This window comes from Vibrio cincinnatiensis DSM 19608, assembly GCF_900167345.1.
In the GTDB taxonomy this organism is placed as follows: domain Bacteria; phylum Pseudomonadota; class Gammaproteobacteria; order Enterobacterales; family Vibrionaceae; genus Vibrio; species Vibrio cincinnatiensis.
Genome location: NZ_FUXB01000006.1, coordinates 198553 through 210320 on the forward strand (window position 1 = coordinate 198553; position 11768 = coordinate 210320).

Annotated in this window: 11 protein-coding genes; 2 read left to right on the top strand and 9 right to left on the bottom strand. The window is 40.3% G+C overall.

The window, feature by feature from the left end; translation table 11 throughout:
• Window positions 1-131: 131 nt before the first annotated feature.
• Together B5D54_RS07490 and B5D54_RS07495 are read right to left on the bottom strand one after the other, a co-directional pair.
• The gene (locus B5D54_RS07490; protein WP_078925913.1) at window positions 132-836 is read right to left on the bottom strand and encodes a GDSL-type esterase/lipase family protein; all 705 of its coding nucleotides are present in this window, start codon (window positions 834-836) and stop codon (window positions 132-134) included.
• 67 nt (window positions 837-903) lie between these two features.
• Complete coding sequence (locus B5D54_RS07495; protein ID WP_078925914.1) at window positions 904-2910, bottom strand: cellulase family glycosylhydrolase; 2007 nt, start codon at window positions 2908-2910, stop codon at window positions 904-906.
• A 457-nt stretch (window positions 2911-3367) separates the two neighbouring features.
• Between B5D54_RS07495 and B5D54_RS07500 the strand changes: the two genes are divergently transcribed.
• Together B5D54_RS07500 and B5D54_RS07505 are read left to right on the top strand one after the other, a co-directional pair.
• Window positions 3368-4642, top strand: coding sequence for an ABC transporter substrate-binding protein (locus tag B5D54_RS07500; protein ID WP_078925915.1), 1275 nt, complete (start codon window positions 3368-3370; stop codon window positions 4640-4642).
• Between the two features lie 138 nt (window positions 4643-4780).
• Window positions 4781-5974 (top strand): cellulase family glycosylhydrolase, encoded by a 1194-nt coding sequence (locus B5D54_RS07505; RefSeq protein ID WP_078925916.1) that lies wholly within the window; start codon window positions 4781-4783, stop codon window positions 5972-5974.
• 308 nt (window positions 5975-6282) lie between these two features.
• Here B5D54_RS07505 and B5D54_RS07510 read toward each other — a convergent pair whose 3' ends face one another.
• The 7 genes from B5D54_RS07510 to cspE form a co-directional block, all read right to left on the bottom strand.
• On the bottom strand, window positions 6283-7410 hold the full coding sequence (locus tag B5D54_RS07510) for a lipase family protein (protein ID WP_078925917.1): 1128 nt from the start codon (window positions 7408-7410) through the stop codon (window positions 6283-6285).
• A 2-nt stretch (window positions 7411-7412) separates the two neighbouring features.
• Window positions 7413-7874 (bottom strand): DUF6795 domain-containing protein, encoded by a 462-nt coding sequence (locus tag B5D54_RS07515; RefSeq protein WP_139364774.1) that lies wholly within the window; start codon window positions 7872-7874, stop codon window positions 7413-7415.
• Window positions 7875-7932: 58 nt separating this feature from the next.
• Window positions 7933-8499, bottom strand: a complete 567-nt coding sequence (locus B5D54_RS07520) for a DUF6795 domain-containing protein (protein WP_078925919.1) — start codon at window positions 8497-8499, stop codon at window positions 7933-7935.
• A gap of 447 nt (window positions 8500-8946) precedes the next feature.
• Window positions 8947-10395 carry a sodium/pantothenate symporter gene (panF, locus tag B5D54_RS07525; protein WP_078925920.1) on the bottom strand — a complete coding sequence of 483 codons (1449 nt, stop codon included), beginning with the start codon at window positions 10393-10395 and terminating at the stop codon, window positions 8947-8949.
• Entirely contained in the window at window positions 10388-10669 is a 282-nt protein-coding gene (locus tag B5D54_RS07530) for a YhdT family protein (RefSeq protein ID WP_078925921.1), read from the bottom strand. The genes panF and B5D54_RS07530 overlap by 8 nt, the downstream gene beginning before the upstream one ends.
• A 248-nt stretch (window positions 10670-10917) precedes the next feature.
• Entirely contained in the window at window positions 10918-11061 is a 144-nt protein-coding gene (locus B5D54_RS17220; protein WP_167514860.1) for a hypothetical protein, read from the bottom strand.
• A gap of 257 nt (window positions 11062-11318) precedes the next feature.
• On the bottom strand, window positions 11319-11531 hold the full coding sequence (gene cspE / locus B5D54_RS07535; RefSeq protein ID WP_078925922.1) for a transcription antiterminator/RNA stability regulator CspE: 213 nt from the start codon (window positions 11529-11531) through the stop codon (window positions 11319-11321).
• Window positions 11532-11768 lie beyond the last annotated feature (237 nt).

The following is an 11768-nucleotide window of genomic DNA, read 5'->3' on the forward strand; positions in this document are numbered from 1 at the left end:
TATTGATAAAAAATCGAATGCAATTTTATATCGATCCTCAATACCCCAATAATCAATAGGGAAAAATTTTAAGTAGAGAGAAGGGAGCAATTATTCATTAATATCCTATGGTAATTGCTCTTATCTTATGGTTAATTTAATAACTTATTGATTATAGGGAAGAGTCGTTCATGTAATTTACAATAGCCAAGGTAAGTCGGATGTAAGAAATCAGACATGATACTAGGGCTAATTGACTTATCTGGTTTAAGCAAAATATCGCCGATATCCTCAAAATAAATACAAGTTTTATTTCCAAGTGTTTTAAGCATCACATTGACTTTCTTGATCTTTTCCCGTCCGGTATGTTTTAGATATTTTCCATAGGGGAGGATGCCTAAAATTAATATTTTTGAGTTAGGCATCTTTTTATTGATCTCTAATATTAAATTTTTGATAGCAAAGAAAACGGATTCGGGAGATTCATGTAGTATCTCTAAATTATTCACACCAGCGAGGAGTACGATGAGTTGGGGAGAAAGTAAATCTGTCGATATATCTTGAATTCGCCAAAGCATATTTCCGGTATGATCACCGCCAATACCAAAGTTTGCCGAGTTGAGTGGTTGATAATTTTCTTGCCATAGATGGGTTCCTATACTTTCCCAGCCAGCGGTAATGGAATCACCAATGAAGAGAATATCAATATTCCCAGCCTTGGCAATGCGTTTATCTTCTTCATGCTGTCTATACCACTCAGCAACACTCATCCAATCATAATCCCTGTCTCTTGGACATGCGATTTGTCCGTTAGATGCTAGCAATAAGTGGTTTGAAGTAAATTTATTTTTCATCATGATAAGCGCGTTATACGAAAGTACCGTGCCAGTGTTATGGCACGGTACTAAGAAAGCGATGCTATTTCTATTCGTAGATGGGTTTTAAGAACTCAATATCGTCAATAAAGACGGAGCCATCTAGTGGGAGTTTGTCGCCGACAATGCACAAGAACATATCCGGCAGCTTTTTAGAAATATCGCCAAGATTAATTTCGACAACCTGCTTGTAGTATGTTTTGCCGTTAAGCTGTACTTTTTCTAACTGGTTAACAGCGGCACGATGTTTATCGGCATCCAGTTTTACCCAGCCATCCCCTAATGCGGCATAAGGGCGAATACCGCCTTTATCTCCCGCATTGACTGGAACATACAAGGTGTAGCGCATTTTAGTATGTTGACCAAAGTTCTCGACTCCATAATTACGCAGTTTTAGCTCTTCCCAGTCATGTTTGCCTGACCATTCTAGGTTTAGCTGTAGCATAGGGTTACCTAGATCGGTTGAGACTTGTAGTGCAGGGTTTTTCCAGCTTGCTTGCCATGTTCCTTCTTTATGCCAACCTTGTAGAGTGCCATCGCTAAAATCATAGCGAGTACCAACTTCATAACCTTTAATCGGACGGTCAATTTCGATTTTAGCTCGATCAGTTTGCCGTTCTCCTTGGCTAAAGCTGGCGATGGTGATTAATGTTTTATCCCCATAACCAATGTCGGCCGCATGCAAATCAACTTCGTAATAGCCGTCGCCATCGTCATCTGTCATATCTAGCAGTGTGTTACTGTCAGGTAGTCGTAACTGGACTTTCTCCACTTTATTACCTGAGGTTGACATCGGATAGCTGCGTACGGTAAATGTCGAGTCTGAGACTTTCATACCATCAACGGGGTAAGTGAGATAGACGGTATCTTTTTGTTCATAGGGAAGGCCACGCATCTGCTTAGAATGATTAGTTAACAGAGTTGCGGTACTTCCCCCATCATTGAGTATGCGAAAGCCATCATAGTCAGGATATAATTTATCTGGCTGATCAGGATCAAAACTGGTTAAAATCCAGAACATACTACCAGCCAGTCCTTGCTCATAAGCGGTTTGAGTCCATTTATGATAGATGAAATCTCGATTTTGTGGTTCATTACGGCCAATACCGTACTCTTCTAGTACGACGGGTTTGTTAGCTTTTTGGGCCGCTTTAGCATGATCAATAATCCACTGGGTACCCCATTGTTCAGAGTTGTGTTTGCCCCAATGCTCTGGGTAGAGGTGGAAGGTGCCATAGCTGATGTTAGGTAAGCTGATGATACGATCCCAATCAACTCCTTCATTACCATTATAGGTCCAGTCAGTCTCTCCTTTATGTTTGAAGAATCCTTCATCTCCTAAAGCGATCAACTGATTGGGAGCCAGCTCTCGAACATAATCACTCATCTCTTTTGCCCAATTATAGAGAAGCTCACCACTAGGATCGGATTGTGCGCGAGGCTCGTTGGCGAGTTCCCAGGTCATGATCGCTGGTTCATCTTTGTTGGCTATGCCGGTATAACGGTTTTTATGCTCAACTAAATGTTTTATATACGCTTTATAGGCTTGTTTGATTTTTGGCTGAGTATAGAAATCGTCATGGTGTGAGCCATTAAACCAGTCAACATATTGCTGCATCCCACCAAAGTCGCCCCAGTTATTGGTTAAGGCTATCACAACTCGAATACCACGAGCCTTGGCTTGAGCGACGGTATAGTCTAATTTTTCTAGTGCGCTGTGGATCCCGGCTGGTGGAGTAAATACGCCAGGCTCAGCTTGCATAGTATGCTCATGGCTGATGCCCTCCATAAAACCCCACACACGAATAGCATTAAGGCCCATTGCTTTGGCATCGTCTAATACGGCATCAATCATGCTATGTGAGCGATAATGCATGTAGTAGTTATTAGTTCCAGCAAAACGGAACGGTTGTCCTTCCAGTAATAAAGAGCTGCCTTGCTGAACCACAAAGCTTTGCATACCGTCCAATGGAATGGCGGTATCAGTCGTATTTCCTACTCCGCTACAAGCAGTGAGTAAGGTTATCAAGGGTAGTGAATAGTGGATGTGTTTCATCTCTTGTCCTTAAACGTCCATATACCCTTCCTACTTGAAGCTGCAGGGGTGTTGCTACGTTCGTTCACCCCAATCACATAAGCCTGTCTATGCTCATGGGGATTCACTCACTTGCCGCCTACCTGCAACTTTAAGTTGTTTGGGTATAATTATTAATGCTTAAGTATTGTCTCTAAAATCTCACCATATATTAATGGTAACGTTTCGATTTTGTGCCTTAGTTCAAGTTAATAAAGAAAATGTGAACTGGTTCCATTCTCCATTATGAACGCCATTTCTATCTTAATTATATGTTTTTATTGTATTTATTATTATTTTTCTTGTGTGGAGATAATTATCTTGGTGATGTTTGTCACGGAACTAAATAATCAAGTTGGCAAACTAAAATCGTAACGTTAATATTTTGGTGAGTATAGTAACCGCACATCTTGGATTAAGATGGCAATGGAGAGCGAGAATGAAATTACTTGTACCTACAATTACAAAAACGATGATTGCTGGCGCAATTGCCTTTGGATTACCAGGCATTGCGACAGCTGAAGTCACGGATGGTGTGAATCAAGAGTTAGTGAAAGGTTCTATTACTTTTTATACCAACCGTACTGATTTAGTCGAAGCAGGGGTTTATCGCCGTTATGAGCAAGAGTTTAAACAGCGCTATCCTAACGTTAAGGAAGTGAAAGTCGTTGGCTTTGCAGATTATCAAGGTGGATTACGACCTCGGATGAACACGGGAGATTATGGTGATTTAGTGTTAATTTTGCCATCGGTTCCTTCAGAGCAATATGGAAACTTTTATGAGCCACTGAACGATCTCTATACAGAAGATGAGGTTTATTTTTATGATGCCTGGCAAAACGACGGTAAAGTATATGGCATCTCGATGGGGAACTCTGTTGAAGGGCTGGTCTATAACAAAGATGTTTTAAAAAAAGCAGGAGTAGAAGTTCCGATCAAAACGCTCTCTGGATTCTTTTCAGCAGCTGAAAAAATTAAAGCGAATGGGCAAATCCCACTTTATATTAACTTCGGTGCACAGTGGCCATTACAACAGTGGGATAAATTCCCTCTGGTTGTTGAAGGCAGTGATGACGTGTATGAAAAAATGCTAACTCAGGATAAGCCTTTCTCTGGTGAAACAGCATATAACAAGTCATTGAGTGTATTGAAAAAGCTAATAGATAAAGGCTTAACAGAACGTGATTTGATGACGAATTCATGGGAAGACTCAAAGAATGCTATCGCTAAAGGGGATGCTGCTATGTATTACCTTGGCAACTGGGTGATTCCTCAAGTGATTGAACGTGGTGCTGAACCTGACAATATTGGTTTTATGCCGATTCCATCTGATGAAACGGGTGTTCTTAAAGCTCAGATGAACCATGACTGGGGTTATGCCGTAAGTAAATTCTCTAGTAATAAAGAAACGGCAAAAGCTTATTTAAAATTTCTGATTGAAAATTCAGACTTTGAACACATTGCCGGCTTCATTCCTACTCTGAAAACAAAAAAGCCATCGCTTGAACAGCTTAATGAATTTATGAGCTATGATCCGAAGGTGATTCAAACTCCTGTTAACTCCTCCACTTTCATTGAAGTAACCAATCGTTCAAAAATCGACTTTTATTCAGGTGGTTATATTCAAGATGTGATTACGGCAAAAGATTTTAATGAAGCTCTTGAGAGATTGGATTCTCGCTGGGATAGAGCAAAAAAACGCGTTATGAAATAATATTGGCAAGCTGCCAAGGGCCGTTCGGGGGGACGGCCTTTTTTTTAATATCGTTTAGATAATACATCCATTTTTTCTATATAGCGGTTAGAAAAATGCTCACATAGGCAATTTATATTGACTTCTAAAGGTATAGAAATGAAATTTATTAAGACACTTATCCTCCTGTTCGGAGGGATTTTGACCTCTTCTGCTTTTGCTGGTTTCTATGTTTCAGGTAACCATTTATATGATGCCAATGGTCAACGTTTTGTGATGCGAGGTATTAACCATGCTCATACTTGGTACCCACAGCAGTTGAATAATGCATTATCGGGGATTGCTGCAACGGGATCGAATACTGTCCGAGTTGTTTTAAGTAATGGGTATCGCTGGACAAAAAATAGTGCTAGCGATATTGCGGCTATTATCCAACAGGCGAAATACCACCAGCTTATTGTCGTTTTAGAGGTACATGATACAACGGGTTATGGTGAAGAGGGATCTGCGGCAACCTTGTCATCTGCGGTGGATTACTGGATTGAAATGAAGGATCAACTTATTGGTCAAGAAGATTACGTCATCATTAATATTGGTAATGAACCCTTTGGAAATGGTACTCAAGCTAGCACTTGGGTTAATGAACATCATGCTGCTATTCATCGTTTACGTCATGCTGGGCTGACGCACACTTTAATGGTTGATGCGCCCAATTGGGGGCAAGATTGGCAAGATATTATGTTGAATAACGCTCAAACGGTCTTTGATGCTGACCCTCAGAAAAATACCATTTTTAGTGTGCATATGTATGAGGTTTTTGGTAGCTACAATCGAGTAAGCCATTACCTTTCGGCTTTTATTAACCAAGGGTTAGTGCTAGTGGTAGGGGAATTTGCAGCTACCCATAAAGGGGCGAATGTAGATGAAGACTCAATTTTAGAGCGTTCAGAAAGCCTAGGTATTGGTTATTTAGGATGGTCTTGGTCGGGAAATGATGCATCAACTGCAGATCTTGATATTGTCAATAATTGGAATAGCCAGTCACTGACTCATTGGGGGGAGCGATTAATCAATGGTGATCATGGTATCAGAACAACTTCGGTTATCGCTTCAGTTTATACCTGTGGGGCTCAGTGTGGGGAGTATTCAGGCGAATATCCTATCTGTAGTTCAGCCGCTGTTGACCCTGATGGCGATGGCTGGGGGTGGGAAAATAACCAAAGTTGTATCGTACAAGGAAGTGGTTCAATAGCACCAAATGGTTACCCATACTGTTCATCTTCCACCGTTGATCCTGATGGAGATGGTTGGGGATGGGAAAATAACACCTCTTGTGTCATTAAAGGTTCCTGAAGAAACAATGACAGAGTTTTTTTGAAAAGTTATAGAAGCAGTAGAGGTGGGGTTTTCTGAGCAGTATAGTTTTCAAGCATCGCTGAAGGAGAGAACGGGCCTTGACGTTAAGGAGCATGATATCCATGTAGCTGGTTGGGTAATAGCATCTATTTAGAAAACTATAAAGCTGTCTTAGTAGCCATTGATAATTAAGCAAGCGCAGAGTTACGAGTCCCTCAAGCTGAGAGTGGTGTTGAATCGTGTTGTGTAAGGGGACGATTCATTGTGAAGGGTAGCCATTTCTAGTCTTGAAATGGCTGTTCTCTTCAGTAGAGGGTGTTCAATGCAGCTTGAACGGCGAGCATTAGTTTTTTCTTCATGAGAGAAAAACACCACTTAATGAAATGGTAGGAAAGTTCTGTTACTTCAATGGCAGCTCTACCTGAAAAAACGAGAATATGACCCATAATACCTTTGGCTTGTTCATATTTTTGTTTTGAAGATTTAGCAATTTGTGCAACGTACCGAGCAAGTAGGTCATAGACAGTAAGCGTTGGCATCAATGAAAATTGTAGATGAGAGGCCACACCTGAATCTCTAAGTAGGGTAACAATCGCTCCATATATTTTATCTTTCCAAGTCTCGTTAAAAGCAGCTTCCTTTCTACGATTGTAGTCAAGAATGACTCTTTTATTGAAGAAATGATTAGATATTTTCTCTAGAGAATTCCAATTCTCATAGTTAGCAGTATTGACGTAGCCTGGATTCCCATTTTCCGACATGGTGTGTGTAGAAAAAACAACTCCTGTACTTGCATCAAGCCGATATTCAGAACCTGAATGAACGAATGGCCATAAAGGAAACATAGGTACTGGATCTGCACCGTGAGTGCAGCGATATGATTTATCTATGTGCTTGTCAGCATAGCCTTGTAATCCAACTCTAGGTGCTCCAAATGTATATAAATATGTTCTTAGTGAGAACTCTGCTTTTAGCCAAGAGGAAAACAATGATGCAAGCGCCCCTCCTAAACTATGCCCAACGCAGTGAACTGTTTTTGGCATCTTATTCCTTTGCAACAAGTAGGATCTTATTTGAGGCTTTATTGAGTTGAACAGATTAACAAAACCAGCATGTGCAACAGCACCGTTTGGTGCGCCTTTTAGCCCGATATTTGCATCTGCTATCATATCGCCACGACTATGAGTGCCGCGCAGCGCAATTAATAAGTCATCTTTGTATTGGTTCTTGCCTTCTCCAATTAGAGCGAAACCTGTACTTGATCTTCCAATAATACCTAAGAATCCTCCAGTGTTACCTTTGTAGGCCATTTCCTCAAATGAGAATGAAAAATAGTTATTGATATAACGAGATATTACTGGCTTTTTATCTGATACAAGATCATAAGTAAGGTCGGCTATACGTGAAGCCAACTTTGGTGATAGTGAATTCATATTTATTCCTCTATATATCCTGATTCAACAGCACCATGAAGGTAGCATATTGTATGCACTTCATATCCATCATGATTTTTCTTATTAGAGTTGAATATGAAATATTTTTCTTTTGAGTTTATATCACAGCGAAGATCGGCTAGATTTTCTGACATAAAGTCAAGTATTTCATAGCCAGGTAAATATGATCTCCACAAGTATTTGTAATTAATTTCATTTTTTATTGTCAAAGATGTGCTCACCATTTTTTGATCAAACATACTAGGCTTTTTTATGCTTGAAATACTTATTGGATCAAAATGAAAAACTCCATTTTTGTTAGTGCGTGCTTTAAACTCTATTGTTTCATTAAGAGCGTTAACCTCCAAAGTTAACTCTAAGTTTTCAATAGGAAGGTTATTTTCTAAAATGTTTCCTTGAATTTTTGGAGTTAATTTGTATAAGTTTTTGTTTAATATATCCATAGCGTAGGCCTGACATGAAAAAGTTAAAGATAGTAGTAAGGTTAATTTATGTATTAGCTTAGATGAGTACTTCATTGTATTTATTTTCAATGTGTGATTTTTCTCTACGTTTATATCCCTTAACCTCACATCTGCTTATCAGCATCAAATCGACGCCGTGAGGAACGACAGGATTGTTAAAATAGTACTGGTACCCAGTAGAATTTATTTCACATTTTAAGCTTTTAAGGTTGTTCACAATGAGGGCAAAGGGCTGATCATAATCAAGTATTGAGTGCCAAAGATATGTTTTTTCTTCCTCTGTTAGTAAGTAAATACTAAAATAAGAGTAAGCTTGGTTTAATGGGGATTTTTTTAACCACTGAGAGTGAATCATAGGTTTGAAATAGAAATTCCCAGATGAATCTGTCTTAGTTTTGTTATTATATCTGTGTTCTAGAAAACCGCCTTCAAGATAAATGTCTCTATCTGCTAAAATTTTTCCGTCAAGAGTAAGGTGACCAGAGATCTCTGGGCTTAAGACATACTCATTTTTTTTAAATAAATCAAAGATGTTTAACATAGTACCTTGGCTTACTGATGAAAAAACTAAGAATAATGCTACTACCAGATTGGTGAAGTTCATTTTCATTCCGATTACAAATGATATCTAATATATTGGATATTTATTTGTAATATAAGAAAGATTTTTCATTCTGGAATAAATATCTAATTTATTGTGAAATTAACAAAATTGTTAATTTAAAAACAGAAGCAACAGGAAAACACAGCATGAAAACGAAGATCTTGAGTTGTTATCATCCATTGCGGCAGAATCCAATGTAGGGCTACCATGTTCTGCTCGGTATACCAAGATAAGACAGCCCTTCAGTACTGATATCAATGCTGTTTCGTGTTTGGGTGAACGCTGGAGGCATTCATGAAGCCTAGATATTGGATCGGTATGGTGAGCTCTATAGATATGTTTGTCGGCATAACTGATAACGGATAAAATATAACCTGAGTAAAGTAAAAAGCATACAGTGAGGGATGCTTTTTACTTAAACCAACTCAGCTCTGACGTGTTTTCAGATCACACTTTAGACTCAACTGGCTGAGGTTTGACAAGGCTCATGATAATAAAGCTCAGTAGACCAAGCAGTAATGTGGGCACTATCGGATGAATGCCCGCGAGGTTTGGCTTAAACCACATGAGGCTTAGGTAAGTGGTTAACCCCACAACCATAGAGCTTAATGCACCAATTGGTGAGGCTTTTTTCCAATACAGGCCCAAAACCAATGGCCATAAAAAGACGGCTTGTAACCCGCCTAAGGCAATCAAGTTTAGCCAGACAATCATCTCGGGGGGATTGGTGGCGGCAAAAAAGACCAGCAGTGCAAAGATAGCCGTGATCCATAACGATAAACGATTGAGTTTTCGTTCAGCATTATGCTCATTCACCAACTGTGGATTGATGTAGTTGATGTACAAGTCTTTCAGCAGGGTTGCAGAAGATTGAATTAATTGAGAATCAATGGTCGACATAATGGCCGCCATGGGGCCTGCCAAGAAGATGCCAGCAACAAATGGAGGAAGCACCGTCATCATGAGTGTTGGCATGATTTGGTCTGGGCTTGCTAATTCAGGGATGAGTGCGCGTCCCAGCGCTCCGGTGATATGAGTCCCAAACATCAGCAGAGCAATCATAATGGTGCTAATTACCATTCCCTTATGTAAAGAAGAGCTGTCTTTGTACGACATACAACGAACAGCTGCATGAGGAAGACCAATAACGCCAAAACAGACCAACACCCAAAAGCTGAGCATAAACGGTTGGCTAAGAAACTGGTCTGGGCCATAGGGGGTGACCAATGCCGGGTCGATATGATGCAATTCGGTGACTAACGCACCTAAACTTCCGCCAGCATGAATGACACCAATCAGTAAAATTGCCGTTCCGATCAGCATCATAATACCTTGTATGGTATCGGTTAATACCACTGCCCTAAAGCCGCCAATGGTGGTATAAAGCCCAACGGTACCAGCAAAAATTAGCAGCCCATGTTGGTACGATAGTCCCGTTACCGTTTGCAATAAACGCGCACCACCAACAAATTGGACAACCATGGTACCAAAGAAAGCCAAAAGTAAGGCCAGTGAAGCAAGAATAACGACTGAGCGGCTTTTAAAGCGCGCATAAAGCATGTCATTGAGTGTGACGGCATTATGTTTACGAGCTTCTATGGCGAATTTTTTCCCCAATACTCCGAGTGTTAACCATGTTGCAGGCAGTTGAATCATTGCCAATAACACCCAACCTAATCCCATTTTGTAAGCTGCACCCGGCCCACCAATAAAGCTGCTGGCGCTGGCATAGGTAGCCGCCAATGTCATGGCTAAAACAAAGCCACCCATGCTGCGACTACCCAGAAAATATTCGCTAAGAAAATTGCCGCTTACTTGATGACGGCGAGTGAAAAAAGCAATAGCAAATACCCCAATGAGGTAAATCACTAGAGGGATAATCAATAGGTTATTCATGGCTATCACGAGTAACGGGGTCAAGTGGAATATCACGGTAAAACATTTTCACCATAACCGCACACAAAACAGTAAAGAGAATAGGGCCGATAACACAAGCGAGCACAAACCAAAGTGGCAAGCCGAAGTACAGTTCCGGCATGCTCATGTCTTGTTGAGGGGCAGAAAATCCATAGGCAGAAGCATACCACCAGAGAAAGTAACCAAGTGCTAAGGCAATGGCGGCCAGCGCCTCTCGGTGAGCTTGTTGCGTGATACGAGCTTGTGGAGTCATCAATCTCTCCCAGTCTAGATATTTTTAAGGGGAGGTATGGTATACAAATGTGCAGCAGGGCACAAAATTTTACAGGAATAAATCGGCAAAAGAGAGGGGAATAAAATGAAGAGACTAAAAAACAACTAAAAATTTGGCTAGTGTAGCAAGAGAAAGGTATAAACTCAGGACGGCAACGATGGGAGCCTTTCAGTATGCTGAATAAAGAGCAAACAGACTAAAAGGCAGTAAACCATACGTGATGTTAGCTACGCACCGTACTGCTTATCAAATTCTCGCTGCTCTAAGATATCTTCAATTCTCTTGCGGGTCTGGTGCTGCGTTAAGGGTATTTTTTCACTACTCGTATTTTGCGGTGGTGGGTTTTTCACTTTTTTGGGATTCTTAGCCATAACTCATCATCAATTAAAATTAAGTGGAATCCATTAGTACACTAATGGGGTTTAAATACTAGTCAAATATCTTCTTTATTCGCAGCATCCCACACTATGTGTAGAACAGAATGTCGTATCTCTTTCTCATTAGGAGAGTTGCCACTGGATGAAGAATAGATAGGAGCGATAGAAGAGGAAATCTAACTAAAAAACGCGTGGTGAGGGAGCGTATAAAAAGAAATGGCGCGAGTTTATCGCGCCATTCATGATTCTATTTACAGAACCACAACTTGTTCTGCTTGAGGGCCTTTTTTGCCCTGCTCTACACTGAAGCTTACTTTTTGGCCTTCAGCAAGAGTTTTGAAACCATCTGAAACGATAGAGTTGAAGTGTACAAACACATCGCTTCCGCCGTTGTCTGGAGTTAGAAAGCCGAAACCTTTAGTTTCGTTGAACCATTTTACTGAACCTGTCACTTTAGCTGACATAGTTACCTCTATATTTTAATGACACTAAACGATAATTGGCTGGTAGATAAGCTATTAAACGGTAGATGAGGGTAAACTTGCACAGGCACTAAACGAAAGGGTTCGATGGTTTTCTGAGAAAAAACTTACACTTAATATCGCATTAACAGCTCTTCTTTAGAGCCGAGATTCACTATACACGGTGTGGAACAAATAGCTACACTTATTTCTAGGTGATAAGGTTTTTAGCAACAATGC

What these genes read in the sequence shown, in the direction of transcription:
- B5D54_RS07505 (WP_078925916.1), top strand. Translation starts at nt 4,781, where the DNA reads ATGAAATTTATTAAGACACTTATCCTCCTGTTCGGAGGGATTTTGACC.
- B5D54_RS07515 (WP_139364774.1), bottom strand. Translation starts at nt 7,874, where the DNA reads ATGGATATATTAAACAAAAACTTATACAAATTAACTCCAAAAATTCAA.
- B5D54_RS07490 (WP_078925913.1), bottom strand. Translation starts at nt 836, where the DNA reads ATGATGAAAAATAAATTTACTTCAAACCACTTATTGCTAGCATCTAAC.
- B5D54_RS07495 (WP_078925914.1), bottom strand. Translation starts at nt 2,910, where the DNA reads ATGAAACACATCCACTATTCACTACCCTTGATAACCTTACTCACTGCT.
- B5D54_RS07500 (WP_078925915.1), top strand. Translation starts at nt 3,368, where the DNA reads ATGAAATTACTTGTACCTACAATTACAAAAACGATGATTGCTGGCGCA.
- panF (WP_078925920.1), bottom strand. Translation starts at nt 10,395, where the DNA reads ATGAATAACCTATTGATTATCCCTCTAGTGATTTACCTCATTGGGGTA.
- cspE (WP_078925922.1), bottom strand. Translation starts at nt 11,531, where the DNA reads ATGTCAGCTAAAGTGACAGGTTCAGTAAAATGGTTCAACGAAACTAAA.
- B5D54_RS07530 (WP_078925921.1), bottom strand. Translation starts at nt 10,669, where the DNA reads ATGACTCCACAAGCTCGTATCACGCAACAAGCTCACCGAGAGGCGCTG.
- B5D54_RS07520 (WP_078925919.1), bottom strand. Translation starts at nt 8,499, where the DNA reads ATGAACTTCACCAATCTGGTAGTAGCATTATTCTTAGTTTTTTCATCA.
- B5D54_RS07510 (WP_078925917.1), bottom strand. Translation starts at nt 7,410, where the DNA reads ATGAATTCACTATCACCAAAGTTGGCTTCACGTATAGCCGACCTTACT.
- B5D54_RS17220 (WP_167514860.1), bottom strand. Translation starts at nt 11,061, where the DNA reads ATGGCTAAGAATCCCAAAAAAGTGAAAAACCCACCACCGCAAAATACG.